This window comes from Rhodococcus sp. Ni2 (genome assembly GCF_021352185.1).
GTDB classification, from domain to species: Bacteria; Actinomycetota; Actinomycetes; order Mycobacteriales; family Mycobacteriaceae; genus Rhodococcus_F; species Rhodococcus_F qingshengii.
This window is the reverse complement of record NZ_WOXZ01000003.1, coordinates 411,385-431,311: the sequence shown is the minus strand read 5'-3', so window position 1 is coordinate 431,311 and position 19,927 is coordinate 411,385. Positions and strand designations below refer to the sequence as shown.

The window sequence follows — 19,927 nt, the reverse complement described above, 5'->3', positions numbered from 1 at the left end:
AAGGAAGCCGAAGCAAGGCATTCTGTAGCGTCGAGACCATGCCTGTAGCTCGCTTGGGATCGATCACCCTCGATTGCAGTGATCCACAACGCCTTGCGGAATTCTGGCGAAATATGCTGGGCGGCGAAATCACGTACAACACTGAGAAGTTTGCGACCGTCAGCACAGGCGGTGGCCAGATCACCGCAATCCGCATCGACGAACACCGCCCGAGCACGTGGCCGATGGCTGCAATACCGAAGCAGATTCATCTGGATTTAGTGGTCGATGATCTGGACATCGCACAGGAGCAAGCTGTCAGCCTCGGTGCTCAAATCGGTAGCCGGCAGAACGCGCCGGAGCGTTGCCGCGTTCTACTCGATCCCGCTGGTCATCCGTTCTGTTTGTGTCTGGCGGGTCCGAATCTGTCGCCGTGGTCAATGCCTGGCGAATCTGCGTGAGTTCGTCGATCAAGGCTTGAACGCGACGCTCGATTTCGTCACAGATCGGGCGAACTGCTTCAAGGCCCTGTCCGGCCGGGTCGTCGAGAACCCAGTCTCGGTAACTCTTGCCGGGGAAGATCGGGCACGTGTCGCCGCAGCCCATGGTGATGACGACATCCGAATCCTGGACGGCGTCGACAGTGAGGATCTTCGGAGACTGCGCTGAGATGTCGATACCGCGCTCTGCCATCGCCTCGACCGCTGCCGAATTGACGGTCTCGGCGGGTGCGGATCCGGCGGAACGGACCTCGATGGCGTCGCCTGCGAGATGGCTCAGGAATCCCGCGGCCATCTGAGATCGACCGGCATTGTGGACGCAGACGAACAACACCGATGGTTTGCTCATGACCTCGCTCTTTCTCGACTGGATGAAACCTCTTCGACTGCAAAGCGTTTGCGTAGAGCAAGGGAGACATAGACCAGCCCGACGAGCACCGGTACCTCGATCAGCGGGCCGACGACACCGGCAAGAGCTTGCCCCGAGGTGGCGCCGTAGGTGGCGATGGCTACCGCGATCGCGAGTTCGAAGTTGTTGCCCGCGGCGGTGAACGCCAGGGTCGTGGTGCGTTCATAGCCCAATCCGATTGCGGCGCCGAGGATGTAGCCTCCGCCCCACATGAGCGCGAAGTACGCGAGCAAGGGCAGCGCGATCCGGACGACATCCCAAGGCTGGGAGGTGATCTGTTCGCCCTGCATCGAGAAGAGCACGACGATGGTGAACAGCAGACCGTAGAGCGCCCAGGGGCTGATCTTGGGGATGAACTTGTTGTCGTACCAGTCGCGGCCTTTGGCGCGTTCGCCGAAGAAGCGGGACAGAAAACCTGCCAGCAGCGGGATACCGAGGAAGATCAGGACCGATTTCGCAATCTGCCAGGGCGAGGTGTCGATGGTGGTCTGTTCGAGGCCGAGCCACCCGGGCAGGACCGAGAGGTAGAACCAACCGAGCACGGCGAACATGATCACCTGGAACACCGAATTGATGGCGACCAGCACCGCGGCGGCTTCGCGGTCTCCGCAGGCCAGGTCGTTCCAGATGATCACCATCGCGATGCAGCGAGCGAGGCCGACGATGATCAAACCGGTTCGGTATTCCGGCAGGTCAGGCAGAAACAGCCAGGCGAGGGTGAACATCAGCGCCGGGCCGAGAACCCAGTTCAGGAACAGGGAGCCGGCGAGGAGTTTCTTGTCCCCGGTGACTGTGTCGAGGCGGTCGTAGCGGACCTTCGCCAGGACCGGGTACATCATGATCAGCAGACCGAGGGCGATCGGTAGCGAGATGCCGTCGATCTGCACCTTGTCCAGGGCAGTGTTCACACCGGGGATCCAGCGTCCAACCAGCAGGCCGACGACCATGGCCACGCCGATCCAGACCGCCAGATAGCGGTCGAGGGTGGAGAGTTTTCCGACGACTTCGGGGTGTTCGGTGGTGGCAGCGGTGTTGCTCATGCGGTGACCTCAGCGCAAGCGTCCGCGGCACTCACGCTCGCACCTTCTACCAGTAGAACGGCGGAAAGCTGTTGCAGCGCAGCCGGAATAACCCAGTAGTACACCCAGGTCCCGCGTCGTTCACAATCGAGCAGCCCGGCCTGGCGCAACACCTTGAGGTGATGCGAGATAGTCGGCTGAGACAGATCGAACGAGTCGGAGATGTCGCAGACGCAGGCTTCACCACCCTCGTGACTTGCCACCAAGCTGAGCAAGCGGAGACGAACCGGATCGCCGAGGGCCTTGAACATCCGAGACAAGTCGCCGGCCCAATCCTCGGTCAAGGGTTCACGAACGAGCGGGGTGCAGCAAGCCTCGGAGTCCGGCAGCTCTTGATTCGACATTCTTCGATATTGACAGATATCGAATCAACGCGCAATCGGGCATCCGGTCAGCCGGATCCCGGACTCATCCCTCGGCGATCGCCGTTCGACGCTCGAGCAGAACAGTGTCGCGCCACACGCCGTCGAGTTCGGCGATCTTCTCGCGAAGGCCGACCGTTCGAAACCCGGCCGAATGATGGAGCGAGATGGAGGCACGGTTCTCCGGGAACATCGACGTCTGCAGAGTCCAGAGTCCGTCGGCGTCGGCGGACATGACTTGCTTGCGCAACAACGCCTTTCCGACGCCACGACCACGCATGCCGTCCGCAACGTACACGGAGTTCTCGGCAACCCCGCGGTAGCAGTCACGCTCGGAAACCGGACTCAACGCAGCCCATCCGACAACAACACCCCCGACAGTCGCCACCCATCGATGCTGCGGCAGCCACCGTTCGTGGAGATGCTCACGCGAGGGGACCTCAGCGGCAAAGGTGGCATTTCGGGTGTCGATACCCTCGCCGTAAATACGGCGAACCGCATCCCAGTCGTCGTCGATCATGGCCCGGACAGAGACATCGTCGGGCAGATCACTCGGGCAGCACGGACGCGGAGCAAGGACTCCCATCACCACATCCGCCGCCTGCGGCAAGGCAACGCAACACGTCGGACTCATCGCGACGACCGTGCTCGTCCCTTCCTTACGCATGGTCACAAAACCCACATCGGCAAGCTTGCGCAGGTGGTGCGACACCGTCGGTTGCCCGATCCCCAACGCCTCGGCGAGCGCTCCGACGGTAATACCACCGACCGCGCTCGCTACCCGGTGAAGCAATCGGACGCGCATCGGCTCGGCAAGGCAGGCGAACCACTGCGCGTAGGTATCGGCATCGCCCTGCGCGAGGACGGAAGAACGGATCTGATCCGAGTCCGAATCTCCGACTCGCACCGTCGGAGTCTGCAGCGAAGTCATCTCTCCACTATATCGACAGCTGTCGATGGTTGCCTACATTGATGATCGTCGATACTGTTCCCCGTAGATCGATAATCGTCGATGAAAGGCACGAAAATGAACCCCCTACCCGTTGTCGTGATCGGGGCCGGCCCGATCGGCCTGGCAGCCGCAGCAGAACTGCGCGAGCGCGGACTCACACCCCTTGTATTCGAGCGCGGAACCACAGCCGGTGCTGCGATCTCCGAGTGGAATCACGTTCGACTGTTCTCCCGGTGGTCCGAACTCGTCTCCCCCGCCGCGCGGCGACTCCTCGACCAGAATGGATGGAGCTCACCCGACGGGCAGACCTATCCGACCGGCCGGCAATGGCGCGAGCTCTACCTCGAACCACTCGCCTCGGCCCTCGCCGACCTGGTCCAGTTCGACACCGAGGTGATCGGCGTAGCTCGACGCGGACGTGACCTGGTCGTCGACGCCGGACGCGACAGCGAACCCCTCTCGATTCACCTGCGGCGCCGGGACGGAACCGAGGATCGGATGTTCGCCCAGGCCGTTGTGGATGCGTCCGGCACCTGGGGCACCCCCAACCCGCTCGGTGGTGAAGGTCTTCCTGCACTCGGCGAAGGCGCTGTGGGTACTGCGATCCGGTACCGGGTTCCTGATCTCGACGATCCGGCAGTGCGGGCACAGTTCGCCGGAACGCACACAGTCATCGCAGGTAGTGGCCACTCCGCGCTGACGGCGATCGTTGCGCTGTCAGGGTTGGCGGAGCAGGCTCCGAGCACCCGCATCACCTGGGCGGTCCGCCGAGGAAACATCGGCTCTGCATTCGGAGGCGGCGACGCTGACGAACTGCCCGCGCGCGGCGCCCTGGGCTTGCGTGCAAAGAAGGCCGTCGAGGATGGCCTGTTGAGAGTCGTCACCGGCTTCCGCACCGCAGAGGTGACAACTACCCCTTCGGGACAACTCATACTCGCCTCCGATGCGGGTGATCGCATCGAGAACGTGGACAACGTCATAACGCTGACCGGCTTCCGCCCCGATCTGTCCTGGCTCTCGGAAATTCGACTCGGCCTCGACCCGGTCTTACAAGCACCGGTCGAGCTTGCTCCGCTGATCGACCCGAACGTCCACTCGTGCGGCACCGTTTACCCGCATGGCGCGAAGGAGCTTCGCCATCCGGAGCCGGGGGTGTACTTGGCTGGAATGAAAAGCTACGGCCGAGCACCCACCTTCCTGGCGATGACCGGCTACGAGCAGGTTCGCAGCATCGCAGCCGAGCTCGCCGGCGATCACGAAGCAGCGGCCCGCGTCGAGTTGGTCCTTCCGGAGACCGGAGTCTGCGGCGGCGCAGGCATTTTCGACGAACCTGACACAGCAGAAACCGACACAGGGAAAGCCGAGGGCGGATGCTGCAGCGCCCCCGCTCCGAAACTGATCACGCTGTCTGCACCGTCCGGCAACACCTGCGGATAGAAACAGTCCTTGACGACGGAACCAGCCCGCCGGGCTGCCACATCCGGCCGAACAAGGCATGCTGATCGTGTGCATACATTCGAGGTCTGGGCGCCCACACCGGAATCGGTCCGGGTCGAAGTCGACGGCATCACGCACGAGATGGACCGGACCGACGACGGGTGGTGGCGCGCCGAGGTCGACTGCGACAACCGCGCTCGCTACGGCTTTGTCGTCGACGGTGAAACACTCCCGGATCCGCGTTCACCACGCCAGCCCGAAGGCGTGCATCTCCGCTCCCAGTTGCATCAGCTCGACGAGGCGTCCTGGACCGACTCTCAGTGGACCGGACGACAACTCCCAGGATCATCGGTCTACGAACTGCACATCGGAACGTTCACCCCCGAAGGAACATTCGACGCCGCGATCGAACGTCTCGATCACCTGGTAGACCTCGGCGTCGGCTTCGTGGAAATCATGCCGGTCAACGGCTTCAACGGAACTCACAACTGGGGCTACGACGGTGTGCTCTGGTACACGGTCCACGAGATCTACGGTGGCCCGGACGGATTGCAACGCTTGGTGAATGCGGCCCACGAACGCGGACTCGGCGTGATTCTTGACGTGGTCTACAACCACCTGGGCCCGTCGGGCAACTACCTCGAAAAGTTCGGCCCCTACATTGCCGATGGAGCGAACACCTGGGGCCGAACGATCAACATCGGCGGTCCGCAGTCGGGCGAGGTTCGCGAGTACATCATCGGGAATGCCCTGCGATGGATGCGCGATTTCCACATCGACGGTCTACGCCTCGACGCCGTCCACGCGTTGGTCGATCACACCGGAACGCACATCCTCGAGGAACTCGCCGTCCGAACGGAAACACTGTCGGCTCATCTGGGTCGACCGCTCACGTTGATCGCCGAAAGCGATCTCAACGACGCCACTCTGATCACGCCACGAGCGGCCGGCGGGTTCGGCTTGGACGCGCAGTGGGACGACGACATCCACCACACCATTCACACGGCCGTGTCCGGCGAACGCCAGGGTTATTACGCCGACTTCGGATCCTTGGAATCCCTTGCAAATACATTGCGGCGCGGTTTCTTCCACGCCGGAACGTATTCCTCGTTCCGTGGACGGGTTCACGGCCGGCCGATCGACATCACGCATCAGCCCGCCAGCGCCCTGCTCGCATACACGTGCACCCACGATCAGATCGGCAACCGCGCGATCGGGGACCGCCCGAGCGCCTATCTGACGCCAGGACAATTGGCGATCAAGGCGGCGCTGGTCCTGCTATCGCCGTACACGCCGATGCTGTTCATGGGCGAGGAATGGGGAGCGACCACTCCGTTCCAGTTCTTCACCTCGCATCCGGAACCGGAACTCGGCGAGGCCACTGCCAAAGGCCGCAAAGCGGAGTTCGCGGCGCACGGCTGGAACAGTGACGACATTCCGGATCCGCAAGACCCACAGACATTTCTGCGATCGAAACTGGACTGGGACGAGCGAGACGACGAGACACGCGCTCGCGTCCTGGCCTGCTATCGCGATCTACTTGCCCTGCGCAGGAAGCGAATCGAGATCACCGACCCTTGGCTGGGGCACCTGCACGTCGACTACGACGAGGACGACCAGTGGATCACCCTGCGCCGCGGCGCATTACAGATCGTGTGCAATCTGGGAACGGACGCGGCCTCGGTCCCGGCCGGCGGAACCCCCATCCTCTGGTGGGATCCGCCGACACAGGACGAGACCGCGTCCGCAACCGCCGTGCCGGGGCACTCGTTCGTCGTACTCGAAAGCTGACTAACTCTCGAGATTCCGGTATTAACGCTTCGCGTTCTCTGGTGTACTCCGCAGCATCCTCAACACCAATGCGGCACTGACGAACAGAACCAAAGCTGTTGCACCGGCAGCAACGTGCATACCGTCGACAAACGCCGACTTCGCGGAATCGGCAAGCACCGAACCGAGTTCACCAGGTAGGTACGTTGCTTCCTGCAGGGCACCGCCGAGTGTGCCCTGTGCAGCGTGCGCCTGATCTGCTTCGAGCATCGAGGTGTCGATTCCCTTGCGGAAGATCGCCATCACCACGCTGCCCAGGATCGCCACGCCGAGCGCGATGCCGAGTTCGTACGCGGTCTCCGACACAGCGGAAGCAGCGCCGGCGCGTTCGGGTTCCACCGAACTGACCACGAGATCCGATGTCAACGTCAACGCGACACCGACACCAGCACCGGCCAGACCGAAGCCGATCACGAACATCAACGGGCCGCTGTCGACGCCGAGCGCGAGCAGCATCGCAGCACCGATACCGGCAACCGCGAGGCCCGCGCTGAGCACGTGAGACACCGACCACCGGCGAATCAACCAGGCTGCCGCAACCGCGGTGAATGCGCTGAGCAACATACCCGGGAGCATCAGCAGGCCGGCGTCGAGCGCCGAGTTACCCAGCACCAACTGCAGGTACTGCGAGCCGAAGAACAGGACACCTGCCAGCGCGAAGATCGAGAGCAGGTTGGTGATGACGGCGGTGGAGAACGACGCGTTGGCAAACAGCTTCAGATCCAACATCGGATCCTTCAGCATCCGCTGACGACGCACGAACACGTAACCCGCCGCGAGACCAACGAGGCCGATCACCAGCAACGTGATGCTGACGCCGTGCACCACGGATTCCTTGACCGCGTACACCAGCGGCAACATGGTCGCCATCGACAGACCAGCGCTGATGAGGTCGAATCGACCCGGATTGGGGTCCTTCGACTCCGGGATCAGGATCGGGCCGAGTACAACCAGCGCGATCATGACCGGAATGTTGATCAAGAAGACCGAACCCCACCAGAAGTGCTCGAGCAACCAACCACCGACCAACGGGCCGGCCGCGGTACCGCCACCGGCCATCGCGCCCCAGACACCGATCGCCTCGGTGCGCTGACGCGGGTTGACGAAGATCGTGCGGATCAGACCGAGGGTGGCAGGCATCAGCGTTGCACCGGAAATACCCTGCAGCACGCGGGCGGCAATGAGCATCTCGGGACTGACAGCGAGAGCGGCGATGATCGAGGCGAGACCGAAGCCGACTGCGCCGATCAGGAGCAGTTTTCGCCTACCGATCCGGTCGCCGAGCGTACCCATGGTGATGAGCAGACCGGCGAGCACGAACGAATAGACGTCGATGATCCACAGCAACTGCGTGCTGCTCGGTTCGAGGTCGGCGCTGATGAACGGAAGCGCAAGATCGAGCACCGTGCCGTCGACTGCGATGAGCAACACAGCAAAGGCAAGGACTATCAAGCCCGCCCAGTCACGCTTTGTCGCCCGAACCTCGTCGGGATTGATTGCAGACGTATCTGCCGACACTGACATTGCTCCCCTGCGACTTTCTCTGAGTTCTTTCGAAAAGACTTCACTGCACCGTCCAGCCGGTACAGTAGGTCTACGGTAACAGTGAACCGTCCGAGCGGTAAAGTTATTTCCGGGTAGGGTCACATCACATGGCTGCCGACACTCGCGATCGAATTCTCGACGCACTGGAGAAGCTGCTGCTGGTCAGCGGCGTCGCCCAAGTCACGCTCGAAGGCGTTGCCGCCGAAGCCGGGGTTTCCAAGGGCGGACTTCTCTATCACTTCCCCAGCAAGGAAGCACTGCTCGCGGCGATGGTCCGCAGACTCGGAGAACGCTCGGATCAGCAACTCGAAGACGCCGTAGCAGGCGGTACGACGGTCACCGAGTTCTATCTGCAGATCCCCGATGCGAACGAAAGCGAAGAACTCTCACTCTTCCGGTCGATCATCGCGGCACTGAGAACAGTCGACGGACAACACGACGAAATCCAGAAAGCCGTCACACATGTGATGCGGAGCTGGGACAAGGGCCTTCAGACCGAGATCGCCGACCCTGTGCAGGCCGAGATCATCCGACTCGTCGGCGACGGCCTGTATTTGGCGGCGATGCTCGGGCTCCCCCAGCCGGATCCCGAACTGCATCGACAGGTGGTCGAGCGACTGCGGCCCTGACCGGGGGCGTCTCTTACGTCAGATAGCGGTACGCCGGGCTTCCCGGCTCGAGCCTCTCGGACTGCATCGGCGCGCGCTCCATCCGCTCGAGTAACGCCGCCAACCCGTCGGCGGAACCGAGTTCGATACCCACCAACGCGGCACCCGTCTCGCGATTGTTTCGCTTGACGTACTCGAACAGCGCGATGTCGTCGTCCGGCCCGAGCACGTCCGAGAGAAAGCGACGGAGCGCTCCCGGTTCCTGCGGAAAGTCGACCAGGAAGTAGTGCTTGAGCCCGAGGTGAACGAGCGAACGCTCGAGGATTTCGCCGTAACGAGAGACGTCGTTGTTGCCACCGGAGATCAGGCACACGACGGTCGAACCCGGCTCGAACGTCAAATTCTGAAGTGCCGCAACGGAAAGCGCTCCCGCGGGTTCGGCGATGATGCCCTCGCTCTGATACAGCTCGAGCATCGCCGTGCAGATAGCGCCCTCGTCGATCTGATTGACGACAAACGATCCCGAACCGGACCGTGTCTGAAGTTGACGAGCCACGAGCGGCAACGACGCGTGCGACACCACGGCGGCACCCAGACGTGAGACGACCTCGTAGGGAACATCGCCGATCCTCTTGACCGCTGCGCCGTCGACAAATGGATCGACGTCGGGAAGAGTCACCGGGCCCCCGGCAACAAGAGCGGCCGTCATTGACGCCGCACCGGACGGCTCGATCCCGACGATCGACGTCTTGGGCGACCGTTCGTGCAGGTAGGTGGCGATGCCCGCAATGCAACCGCCGCCGCCGACCGGCACGACGATCGTGTCGAGAGGGGCGTCCAATTGCGTGAGAATCTCCGCTGCGATGGTTCCTTGCCCCGCAGCGGTGCGCACGTCGTCGAACGGGGGAACCATGGTTGCGCCGGTTTCGGCTACGTCCTCGGCGGCCGCAGTAGCGGCGGCGTCATAGGTCTCACCGATCATGAACAGTTCGACAAACGCTCCGCCGTGGGCGCGAATGCGATCACGCTTCTGCTTGGGGGTATTGGCCGGAACGTAGATCCGACCCTTGATCTGCATCGTTCGGCACGCGAAAGCAACACCCTGCGCATGGTTACCGGCACTGGCAGTCACTACGCCGGCACCGCGTTCGGCCTCGTTGAGCTGAGCGATCAGGTTGTACGCTCCACGAATCTTGTACGAACGAACGCCCTGGAGGTCCTCGCGCTTGAGGTACACGTGTGCCCCGGTCAACGCCGAAAGACGGTCGCTGTACTGCAGAGGTGTCGCCGCAATGACGTGCTGAATTCGCTCGATGGCCGCGTCGATCTCCTGCGCGTCGAGCGCGGGGACGGTGGACTTCGTTACTACGACATCGGGCGAGTTAGACACCCCGCCATTTTCGCACGTCGGAGATCAACCTTCCCACCACCCCGCCCCGCATGGTCTGCGAGGCAGGGTGGCGGTAGGTCAGCCGCGAGGATCCAACTGTGAGGGACGTGGCACGTTCCGCAGATTCGACTTGGCCATCTGCACTGCCTCGCCGACGCCGCCGTTCATCACCATCTTCGACATCGCCAAAGCGAAGCCCTTCATCTGACCACCGGTGATGGTGGGCGGCAACGACAATGCCAGCGGATCGGTCACCAGATCAACCAAGGCCGGACCGTCGTGATCGAGCGCGGCGCGTAGGCCCGCTTCGATATCCGCGGGATTCTCGATTCGGCGCGAAAAGATACCGAGCGCAGCAGCAACCGCCGCGTAGTCGACCGCGGGCACGTCGACCCCGAAATCCGGAAGGCCGTCGACCAGCATCTCGAGCTTGACCATTCCGAGCGTCGAGTTGTTGAACACCACGATCTTGACCGGCAACTTGTACATCGCGACGGTGACCAACTCACCGAGCAGCATCGACAATCCACCGTCGCCCGACACCGAGATGACCTGACGCCCCGGACTCGACCATGCAGCACCCATCGCGTGTGGGAGCGCATTGGACATCGATCCGTGCAGCGCCGAGGAGATGAAGCGTCTCGATCCGTTCGGATTGAGATAGCGCGCCGTCCACACGTTGCACATCCCGGTGTCGGCGGTGAAGATTGCGTCGTCGGCTGCCAGATCGTCCAAGATCGATGCCGCATACTCGGGGTGAATCGGCGTGCGCTGCTTGACCGGATCCGTGTATGCACCAACCACTTTGGTCATCAGAGTGTTGTGCTTGGCGAGCGTGTCCTCCAGGAACCCGCGGTCGGTCTTTCGATCGAGCTGCGGAATCAGTGCGCTCAAGGTGCTCGCGACGTCGCCGTGCACAGCCAGGTCCAGGCTGGTTCGACGCCCCAACCGCTCGGCCGCGATGTCGATCTGAGCGGTACGAACGTCGTCGGGCAAGAACTGATCGTAGGGAAAGTCCGTACCGATCAGGAGCAGGAGATCGGCGCCGTGGATACCGTCGTGCGCCGCACCGTAACCGAGCAATCCGGTCATCCCGACGTCGTATGGATTGTCGTACTGGATCCATTCCTTGCCACGCAGTGAATGCCCGATGGGAGCGCCGACGGTTTCGGCCAACGCCAGAACCTCCGCGCGCGCATCTCGCACGCCCGCGCCGGCGAAGATCGCAACCTTACGCGAGCCGTCGATCACATCTGCCAACGCCTTGACGTCACCGGCATCCGGAACGACTGTCGGCCTTCGGGTTTCGACGAGCGTCGGCGGGGTGCCTTCTGCCGGACAATCGGCGATGTCCCCGGGAAGCACGATCACCGAGACGCCGTTTCGAGCCACCGAATGCTGAATCGCCGACTGCACCACGCGAGGTGATTGGACTGCCGTGCTGACGAGTTCGGTGTAACTCGAACATTCGATGAAGATCCGCTCGGGATGCGTTTCCTGAAAGTAGCCCATTCCGATCTGGGCGCTGGGGATGTGCGAGGCGATCGCGAGGACCGGCGCGCCCGAACGATGAGCGTCGTACAGGCCGTTGATCAGGTGAAGGTTTCCGGGACCGCAGGATCCGGCACACACTGCGAGTTTTCCGGTGATCTGGGCATCCGCTGCGGCCGCAAAGGCGGCTGCTTCCTCATGCCGGACGTGTATCCAATCGATTCCGCCCTTCTCGGAACCACCGGTGCGACGAACCGCATCGACGATGGGATTGAGACTGTCACCGACAATGCCGTAGATCCGACTGACACCCGCGTCAACGAGCTGCTGAACCAATTGATCTGCAACGGTTTTCGGACTCATCAGACCTCCATGACACACTCACGGGAGTCGGGATCGCCGACCCCCGGAAGTGACGATTTACTTGTGATTGATGCAGCGCTTCTTGTGGAATGCGGGGTTACTTGGGTTCGAGCACGAACACCGGAATCTCACGATCGGTCTTCGTCTGATAATCGGCGTAGTCGGGGTACGCAGCGACAGCGCGCTCCCACCAGACCGCCTTCTCGTCGCCGGTGACTTCCCGAGCAACCAGGTCGAAGACCTGCGTCGCGTCACGCAGCGTGACGTGCGGGTCGGCTTTGACGTTGTAGTACCAGACCGGATTCTTCGGGGCGCCACCGAGCGAAGCCACAACGGCATACGAACCGTCGTGCTCGACCCGCATCAGCGGCGTCTTCCTGACCTTGCCGGACTTTGCGCCGATGGTCGTGAGAACGACGACGGGCATGCCGTTCATGTCGTTTCCCTCGGTGCCACCGGAGTTCTCGATGCGTGCGACCTGATCGGCGGCCCACGACGCTGGACTGGGTTCGTACTCACCTGTGATTGGCATGTGTACCAGTGAACACCCACTCGAGCACCTTGGCCACCGAACCACGCCGACCAGGCCTGTCGCCCGCGCACTCCCCTGGTTGATCGATTAAGTGAGCTGCCGATCAATAAAGTTCGCTTGCCCGAACTCTCATCTCTGGCTACTCTGAAACCACAGCTTCGAACTGCCGTATCGGAAAGGGACGAGATGACCACCGCAGATATCTCCACTCGCGAATCACGCCCCTCCCCCGACTATTGCGTCGATCTGGCCGGAACTCGGTGGCCGCTGTACAAGATCGAAGCTCTCGTGGTCGGGTTCGTGCTGTTCGTCGTCGCCGGTGCCGTCACGCAGTCGATGCAGGTGGCCGTACTGACTGCCGCAACGGCCGCTGTAGTCACGTGGTGGGTACGGCGCGTGCACTACTCACGCACCACCTGATCACCGCACTCCCCCGAACTCCCGCGAACCGAACGAAGGGACCTTGCTGCATCAGCAGCAAGGTCCCTTCGTTCGGTTCAGGTCCGCTCGGCGGTCAGACCGTCAGGCAACTCGGTCCGAGCAATGCCTTCAGGTCGCCCATCAGTGCCGAGGACGGTTCGACCCGAAGGACGTCGTCGACCTTCCACAAGCTGATTTCGGTTCCGCCGATCAGTCGGACATGGACATCGGACGTCCCCGGATGCCTGGTCAACACCTGCTTGAGAGCACTGAGCTTGTCCTTGGTGCATTGCCGAAGCGGCAGCGAGACCGACAGCGGACGCGCAACCCCGATCGCCGAAATATCAGGTACCGCAAGGTCGTTGCCGATCAGTGACATCCGATCGTCTCGGATCGAAACGCGAGCCTTGACCAACACGATGGCATCCTCGGCGATGTCCATTCCGTACACGGCGTACGCCTGCGGGAAGAACAGCACCTCGATTCCACCCACGAGATCTTCGAGCTGCACGATGCACCAGGTCAGACCGTTCTTGTTGACCCGGCGGTCCACCGAGGCGATGATGCCGCCGAGAGTTACCTGGGCACCGTCCTGGACGCCGCCTTCCAAAATCGCGGCGATGGACGTGTCGGACTGCTGGCGAAGAATGTGCTCGACGCCGTTGAGCGGGTGACCGGAGACATACAGCCCCAGCATCTCTCGTTCGAGCGCCAGGCGATGCTTGGAATCCCACTCTTCGTCAGGAATCTTGACGTCGAACACCGAGGTGATCGACTCGTCCGCCTCGGCACCGCCGAAGAGGTCGAACTGTCCGATCGCCTCCGCCTTCTTGGTGCTCATCACGGAATCGATGGCGTCGGCATGGACCAACATCAGGCCCTTGCGCGGATGACCCAACGAGTCGAAAGCACCGGCCTTGATGAGCGATTCGGTGACCTTCTTGTTGCAAGCCATCGCGTCGATCTTGCCGAGATAGTCGGAGAAATCTGTGAACTTCGACTTCTCGGTGCGCGCCTTGATGATCGAGGCGACGACGTTGGCGCCGACGTTGCGCACCGACCCCATACCGAAACGGATGTCGTCGCCGACGGTCGCGAAGTCGACGCGTGACTCGTTGACGTCCGGCGGGAGAACGGTGATGCCCAACTTGCGGCAGTCGGCGAGGTAGATCGCGGACTTGTCCTTGTCGTCACCGACGGAGGTCAGCAGACCCGCCATGTACTCGGCCGGGTAGTTCGCCTTGAGGTACGCAGTCCAGTACGACACGAGTCCGTAGCCGGCGGAGTGCGACTTGTTGAACGCGTAGCCGGCGAAGGGAAGGACCGTGTCCCACAGCGCCTTGATGGCGGCTTCGCTGAAGTTGTTGTCCAACATGCCCTGCCGGAAGCCGGCGTAGGCCTTTTCCAGCTCGGACAGCTTCTTCTTACCCATGGCGCGACGCAGCAAGTCGGCCTGACCCAGGGTGTACCCGGCCACCTTCTGCGCCAGTTGCATGATCTGCTCCTGGTAGATGATCAGGCCGTAGGTCTCGGAGAGGATCTCCGCGAGCGGCTCCTCCAGTTCGGGGTGAATCGGCTTGACGTCTTCCAAGGCGTTCTTGCGCTTGGCGTACGAGATGTGGGCGTCCACACCCATCGGTCCCGGTCGATACAGCGCCAAGGCGGCGACGATGTCGCCGAATCCGGTGGGCTGCATCAATTTCAGCAACTCGCGCATACCGCCGCCGTCGAGCTGGAACACACCGAGAGTGTCACCGCGGGCGAGCAGTTCGTATGTTGCCGCATCGTCCATCGGCAAAGTGTCGAGGTCGAGGTCGATGCCGCGGTTGGCTTTGATGTTCTCGAGCGTGTCGCCGATGACCGTGAGGTTTCGCAGACCGAGGAAGTCCATCTTGAGCAGGCCGATGGCTTCACACGAGGGGTAGTCCCACCCGGTGATGATGGCGCCGTCCTGGGCGCGCTTCCAGACCGGGATTGCGTCGGTGAGCGGTTCGGACGACATGATGACCGCGCAGGCGTGCACACCGGCGTTACGGATCAGCCCTTCCAGACCCACCGCGGTCTTGTAGATCTTCGCGACGTCCGGGCTGGAGTCGATGAGTGCTCGAACCTCGACGGCCTCCTTGTACCGCTCGTGCTTCGGATCGGTGATACCGGAGACAGAGATGTCCTTGGCCATGATGGGCGGCGGGAGTGCCTTGGTGATCTGATCGGCGATGGCGAAGCCCGGCTTGCCGAACTGGACGCGAGCCGAGTCCTTGATGGCAGCCTTGGTCTTGATGGTGCCGAAGGTGATGACCTGGGCGACCTTGTCGTTGCCCCACTTGTCCGTCGCGTAGCGAACCATCTCGCCGCGACGGCGATCATCGAAGTCGATATCGATATCGGGCATGGACACACGCTCGGGGTTGAGGAATCGCTCGAACAGCAACCCGTACGGGATGGGGTCGATGTTGGTGATACCCATCGCGTAGGCCACCAACGAACCGGCAGCCGATCCACGGCCGGGCCCGACACGGATCCCGACGTCCTTGGCGTGGTTGATCAGGTCGCCGACCACGAGGAAGTAGGCCGGGAAGCCCATTTCGTTGATGACGCCGATCTCGTAGTCGGCGCGGGCGAGGTACTCCTGCGGCGGTCCGCTCGGGAAGCGGCGATCGAGTCCGCGCATCACCTCGGCGCGCAGGAAGGTCTGCTGCGTGTGTCCCTCCGGGACCGGGAAGATCGGCATCCGGTCGTGGAATGCCCAGACGTCCTCGTACGACTGCACACGCTCGCCGATGGCAACGGTGTTGTCGCATGCCCCCGGTACCTCGTTGTCCCAGATGGCGCGCATCTCGGCAGCGGACTTGAGGTAGTAGCCGTCGCCGTCGAACTTGAAGCGAGTGGGGTCGGAGAGCGTCTTGCCGGTCTGAATGCAGAGCAGCGCCTCGTGATTCTCGGCGGCGTCCTTGGTGACGTAATGGCAGTCGTTGGTGGCAAGTGGCGGAATACCGAGTTGCTTGCCGATGTCGAGCAGACCCTCTCGCACACGGCGCTCGATCGAGAGACCGTGATCCATCAGTTCGAGGAAGAAGTTGTCCGGGCCCCAGATCTCCTGCCACTTCGCGGCAGCTTCGAGAGCCTCGCGATCGTGACCGAGACGAAGGCGGGTCTGGATCTCACCGGACGGGCAACCCGTGGTCGCGATGATGCCCTCGGCGTGCGCGGCGATGAGCTCCTCGTCCATCCGTGGCCATTTACCGAGCTGGCCCTCGATGGACGCGAGCGACGACAGCTTGAAGAGGTTGCGGAGTCCGGTCGCGTTCTCGGCCACCATCGTCATGTGGGTGTACGCACCGCTACCGGAGACGTCGTCGGACTTCTGGCTGCGATCGCCCCACAGAACTCGCTTGGTGTTGAAGCGAGACTCGGGTGCGATGTAGGCCTCGATGCCGATGATCGGCTTGATGCCGGCGCTCTTTGCCTCGTTGTAGAACTGGCTGGCGCCGTACATGTTTCCGTGGTCGGTCATGCCGACTGCGGTCATTTCGAGACGAGCGGCCTCCTCGAACATGGCGCCGACCTTGGCCGCACCGTCGAGCATCGAGTACTCGGTGTGATTGTGAAGATGTACGAACGAGTCAGCCACGTGCGCCTCTCTGAAGGTCTGGGAGCGAGATCGAGTGTATGCCGCGCTGCCGACACGACCGGCGACCGACGTAGCGGAATCGCCGTGCGCCGCCTCCGGTCACGTGACCGGAACCTCGGGTTCGGCGCTCGACCTCACCGAACGCCGCGAACGTCGACCGGCGACGAAGGTGTCTGTCGTGAAGATCACCAGTGCAGCCCAGATCAGAACGAAGCCGATCCAGCGTGAGGCCGGCATGTCCTCGTGCATGACGGCCACACCCCACGCCATCTGGAGCGCCGGGGTGAGGTACTGCAGCATGCCCATCGTCGCCAACGGAACTCTCTGAGCGGCGACGCCGAACAGGAGCAGCGGCAGCGCGGTGACCGGGCCGGCGGCAAGCAGCAACAGGCTGTGCCCGGTACCGCTGCTGATGAATGCACCGGCCCCGGTCAGGCCGAGAAACACGAGATAGCCGACCGCGAACGGTGCGGCAACGACTCCCTCGGCAGTCAAACTGGTTCGAGGATCGAGCGGAACCACCTTCTTGACCAACCCATAGGTGGCAAACGAGCCGGCGAGCAGCAAAGCGACGATCGGAGGTTTCCCGAAGTCGACCGTGATCACCACAACTGCCGTGGCAGCGAGAACGAGCGCGGCGATCTGGGCGGGACGCAATCGTTCGCGGAAGATCACGACGCCGAGCAGAACGGTGACCAGCGGGTTGATGAAGTACCCGAGAGCCGCCTCCACGACGCGGCCTGACACCACGGCATAGATGTACGTCCCCCAGTTCACCGCGATCGCCGCTGATGCCGCGGTCACCAGCAGCCAGGTGCGTGCGCTGATTCCGCGAAGCGATCCGAGGCGGCCGGCAAAGGCCAACACGATCAGCATCAACAGGAGGGTCCACACCACCCGGTGCGCAAGGATCTCGACCGGATCGGCGAAGTCGAGTAGCCCGAAGAATGCCGGGAACGTTCCCCACAACAGGAACGCCGCCACACCGTAGAAGATCCCCGACGACGAACCGGACCTAGCGCGTTCGTCCTTGTTCGCAGAACCGGAGTTCACGGGACCGGACCGTCGTCGGGGCCGGGAGCAACGACGTCCACGTACTCCGGCAGCAAGGGACGGACGGCTGCCAACCACGGCGAGGCGTCGGACGGCAACGCTTCCACTGCACGGACGTTCGAGTCATGTTCGATCGCTTCGAGTCCTTCGGGAGTCGCTCGCACCAGCACGCCCACCGCGCAGGCGCACCCGGCGGACAATTGCTTCGCCGACGCGAGCGCCACCTGTTGCTGACGATCGGTGTCGCCGCCGAGCGAGACCAGTCGCGTGGCTGCAACACCGGGCGATCTGCGTACTGCTTCGTCGTTGTCGGGAACGGGCACCGACATGAGCGGCGTCTGGACGCGCTCGATCGGAACTCGGAACATGACCCTGGACACGCGAACGCCCGAGACCTCAGCGCCCGGCACCTGAACACTGCTGGTCGACGTGATGACCTCGTCGACGGTGAGTGCCTTCGTGAACGAGACCAACGCCCATACCGGCCCATCGACCGACGCGACGGAATCTCGCGCTCGGTCGAGGTAGTCCGGGACAGCTTCCCCACTGTCCGGACCCAGGGTGTCCGTCCGGATCGGCGGGGTCGGCACGGGATTCGCGAACCCCACGCCCACCACCGCCGCCACACCGACCACCACCGCGACGACGGCCGGCGCGGGGGTAAGCCCGCGCGGTGTCATGAGGACCGGAGAACTTCGAGTGCGTGTTCGAGATCCTTCGGGTACTTGCTCTTGATCTCGACCCAGCGACCGTCCGCCGGATGTGCGAATCCAAGAGACACGGCGTGCAACCACTGGCGCTCGAGGCCGAGCCTTTCGGCAAGTCGAGGGTCCGCGCCGTAAGTCAGGTCACCGCAGCACGGATGGCGCAACGCCGAAAAGTGGACACGGATCTGGTGTGTGCGACCGGTTTCGAGGTGCACGTCCAGCAGACTCGCTGCCTGGAACGCCTCGATGGTGTCGTAGTGCGTGACGCTGGGCTTGCCGTCGGCCGTGACCGTGAATCGCCAGTCGTTCCCGTGATGGCGTCCGATGGGCGCGTCGATCGTTCCGCTGCTCGGGTCGGGATGTCCCTGCACGAGAGCGTGGTAGCGCTTGTCGATGGTCCGCTGCTTGAAAGCGCGCTTGAGCAACGTGTACGCGCGCTCGGATGTGGCAACCACCATGACACCCGACGTTCCGACGTCCAGGCGGTGGACGATGCCCTGACGCTCGTGGGCACCGGACGTCGAGATGCGGAAACCGGCCGCGGCAAGTCCGCCGATGACGGTCGGTCCCGTCCACCCGACGCTGGCGTGCGCGGCAACTCCGACGGGCTTGTCGACTGCCACGACGTCGTCGTCGGCGTAGAGGATCTCCATTCCCTCGACCGGTGTCGCTTCGATGGTCAGGGGCCGCGGCGGTTCGGGCAGGACTACCTCGAGCCACGACCCTGCGGTCAGACGATCGGACTTGCCGACGGCCACACCGTCGACGAGTACCGAGCCTTCTTCCGCGAGTGTCGCGACCACGGTGCGCGAGAGTCCGAGAAGGCGCGCGAGGCCGGCATCGACGCGCATGGCATCGAGACCGTCGGGCACGGGCATCGAACGGGATTCCCTCACTTGGTTTCTCCCTCGGCTGCAGCCTTCGATTCGGTGAGCTTCTTGTCGTCCGCCTTGTGATCACGCAGGCGTTCACCGTTGGGTTCGAAGCCGAACAGTGTCAGGACGACGAGCAGAATCGCGCCACAGACGATCGCGGAATCCGCGATGTTGAACACCGGCCACCAGCCGACGGAGACGAAATCCACCACATGTCCGCGCATGATTCCGGGAGAGCGGAAGAATCGGTCGACGAGGTTACCCAGCGCGCCGCCGAGAACGAGGCCGAGACCGAGCGCCCACCACGGTGATCGGAGCGTGCGACCGATCTTGATCACACCGATGACCACACCGATTGCGACGAGAGTGAGGATCCACGTCATCGACGTCGCCATCGAGAACGCTGCCCCCGGATTGCGCACCATCGTGAATGTGACCACGTCACCGATGATTTCGATCGGCTGCCCCGGTTTGACCGCGGCGACTGCCCACACCTTCGTGAGAATGTCCGAGAGCAGGATGACAGCGGCGATGGCAATGAGCATGGTCAGCCGGCGGGGCTTTTCGACCGGCGCAACCGCCAGGTCACCGTCTTCCGATTTCACGGCTTCCGGTTTCACGGTTTCGGGCTCGTCGGCCTTCGAGATTTCGGTAATCGGCTGATCCTCCGCGTTGACATCTCGGTCTGGGTGGTCTGTACTCACGCAACCATCATCCCTCATGTTCACCGCACCGGGTCACGCACTCTGCAACTGCGGCTAGCC

General features: G+C 62.9%; 17 protein-coding genes and 1 pseudogene. 5 read left to right on the top strand and 13 right to left on the bottom strand.

The features are described from left to right. Positions 1–38 precede the first annotated feature (38 nt). Positions 39–440 (top strand): VOC family protein, encoded by a 402-nt coding sequence (locus tag GN300_RS28520; RefSeq protein WP_080961141.1) that lies wholly within the window; start codon positions 39–41, stop codon positions 438–440. Here the strand turns inward: GN300_RS28520 and GN300_RS28515 are convergent. From GN300_RS28515 to GN300_RS28500, 4 genes and pseudogenes are all read right to left on the bottom strand, one after another. Continuing rightward, a pseudogene (locus tag GN300_RS28515) lies at positions 439–828 on the bottom strand (arsenate reductase ArsC); the annotation flags it as partial. The gene GN300_RS28520 and the pseudogene GN300_RS28515 overlap by 2 nt on opposite strands. Then, positions 825–1,928, bottom strand: a complete 1,104-nt coding sequence (arsB, locus tag GN300_RS28510) for an ACR3 family arsenite efflux transporter (RefSeq protein WP_063316134.1) — start codon at positions 1,926–1,928, stop codon at positions 825–827. The gene arsB and the pseudogene GN300_RS28515, both read right to left, overlap by 4 nt. Then, positions 1,925–2,311: a helix-turn-helix transcriptional regulator gene (locus GN300_RS28505; RefSeq protein WP_003941739.1), complete on the bottom strand. Its 387-nt coding sequence runs from the start codon at positions 2,309–2,311 to the stop codon at positions 1,925–1,927. Before GN300_RS28505 ends, arsB begins: the two co-directional genes overlap by 4 nt. A 64-nt stretch (positions 2,312–2,375) precedes the next feature. Continuing rightward, on the bottom strand, positions 2,376–3,260 hold the full coding sequence (locus GN300_RS28500; RefSeq protein ID WP_063316135.1) for a metalloregulator ArsR/SmtB family transcription factor: 885 nt from the start codon (positions 3,258–3,260) through the stop codon (positions 2,376–2,378). Between the two features lie 96 nt (positions 3,261–3,356). On the opposite strand from GN300_RS28500, the gene GN300_RS28495 reads away from it, so the two are divergent. Together GN300_RS28495 and treZ are read left to right on the top strand one after the other, a co-directional pair. After that, on the top strand, positions 3,357–4,718 hold the full coding sequence (locus GN300_RS28495) for an NAD(P)-binding domain-containing protein (RefSeq protein ID WP_050655316.1): 1,362 nt from the start codon (positions 3,357–3,359) through the stop codon (positions 4,716–4,718). A 69-nt stretch (positions 4,719–4,787) separates the two neighbouring features. Further along, positions 4,788–6,509, top strand: coding sequence for a malto-oligosyltrehalose trehalohydrolase (gene treZ / locus GN300_RS28490; protein ID WP_063316136.1), 1,722 nt, complete (start codon positions 4,788–4,790; stop codon positions 6,507–6,509). Between the two features lie 21 nt (positions 6,510–6,530). Here the strand turns inward: treZ and GN300_RS28485 are convergent, their stop codons facing one another. Then, positions 6,531–8,072 carry an MFS transporter gene (locus GN300_RS28485; protein ID WP_042452853.1) on the bottom strand — a complete coding sequence of 514 codons (1,542 nt, stop codon included), beginning with the start codon at positions 8,070–8,072 and terminating at the stop codon, positions 6,531–6,533. A 128-nt stretch (positions 8,073–8,200) separates the two neighbouring features. On the opposite strand from GN300_RS28485, the gene GN300_RS28480 reads away from it, so the two are divergent. Next, positions 8,201–8,722 carry a TetR/AcrR family transcriptional regulator gene (locus GN300_RS28480; protein ID WP_007733148.1) on the top strand — a complete coding sequence of 174 codons (522 nt, stop codon included), beginning with the start codon at positions 8,201–8,203 and terminating at the stop codon, positions 8,720–8,722. A 13-nt stretch (positions 8,723–8,735) separates the two neighbouring features. Here GN300_RS28480 and ilvA read toward each other — a convergent pair whose 3' ends face one another. The 3 genes from ilvA to GN300_RS28465 form a co-directional block, all read right to left on the bottom strand. Further along, positions 8,736–10,091 carry a threonine ammonia-lyase IlvA gene (gene ilvA, locus GN300_RS28475; protein ID WP_063316137.1) on the bottom strand — a complete coding sequence of 452 codons (1,356 nt, stop codon included), beginning with the start codon at positions 10,089–10,091 and terminating at the stop codon, positions 8,736–8,738. Between the two features lie 78 nt (positions 10,092–10,169). Then, entirely contained in the window at positions 10,170–11,945 is a 1,776-nt protein-coding gene (locus GN300_RS28470) for a pyruvate dehydrogenase (protein WP_063316138.1), read from the bottom strand. 97 nt (positions 11,946–12,042) lie between these two features. Beyond that, a complete protein-coding gene (locus GN300_RS28465) occupies positions 12,043–12,477 on the bottom strand; it encodes a nitroreductase family deazaflavin-dependent oxidoreductase (RefSeq protein WP_003941666.1) in 435 nt (144 codons plus the stop codon). A gap of 186 nt (positions 12,478–12,663) precedes the next feature. On the opposite strand from GN300_RS28465, the gene GN300_RS28460 reads away from it, so the two are divergent. Next, the gene (locus tag GN300_RS28460; RefSeq protein WP_003941759.1) at positions 12,664–12,897 is read left to right on the top strand and encodes a hypothetical protein; all 234 of its coding nucleotides are present in this window, start codon (positions 12,664–12,666) and stop codon (positions 12,895–12,897) included. A 94-nt stretch (positions 12,898–12,991) separates the two neighbouring features. Here GN300_RS28460 and dnaE read toward each other — a convergent pair whose 3' ends face one another. The 5 genes from dnaE to lspA all read right to left on the bottom strand — a co-directional run bounded on the left by dnaE (position 12,992) and on the right by lspA (position 19,867). Further along, complete coding sequence (gene dnaE / locus GN300_RS28455; protein WP_003941755.1) at positions 12,992–16,528, bottom strand: DNA polymerase III subunit alpha; 3,537 nt, start codon at positions 16,526–16,528, stop codon at positions 12,992–12,994. A gap of 99 nt (positions 16,529–16,627) precedes the next feature. Continuing rightward, the gene (gene rarD, locus GN300_RS28450; protein WP_063316139.1) at positions 16,628–17,581 is read right to left on the bottom strand and encodes an EamA family transporter RarD; all 954 of its coding nucleotides are present in this window, start codon (positions 17,579–17,581) and stop codon (positions 16,628–16,630) included. Next, entirely contained in the window at positions 17,578–18,261 is a 684-nt protein-coding gene (locus tag GN300_RS28445; protein WP_007733159.1) for a hypothetical protein, read from the bottom strand. The genes rarD and GN300_RS28445 overlap by 4 nt, the downstream gene beginning before the upstream one ends. After that, the gene (locus GN300_RS28440; protein WP_007733161.1) at positions 18,258–19,184 is read right to left on the bottom strand and encodes an RluA family pseudouridine synthase; all 927 of its coding nucleotides are present in this window, start codon (positions 19,182–19,184) and stop codon (positions 18,258–18,260) included. Before GN300_RS28440 ends, GN300_RS28445 begins: the two co-directional genes overlap by 4 nt. Further along, on the bottom strand, positions 19,181–19,867 hold the full coding sequence (gene lspA / locus GN300_RS28435; RefSeq protein ID WP_003941684.1) for a signal peptidase II: 687 nt from the start codon (positions 19,865–19,867) through the stop codon (positions 19,181–19,183). Before lspA ends, GN300_RS28440 begins: the two co-directional genes overlap by 4 nt. Positions 19,868–19,927: the final 60 nt, after the last annotated feature.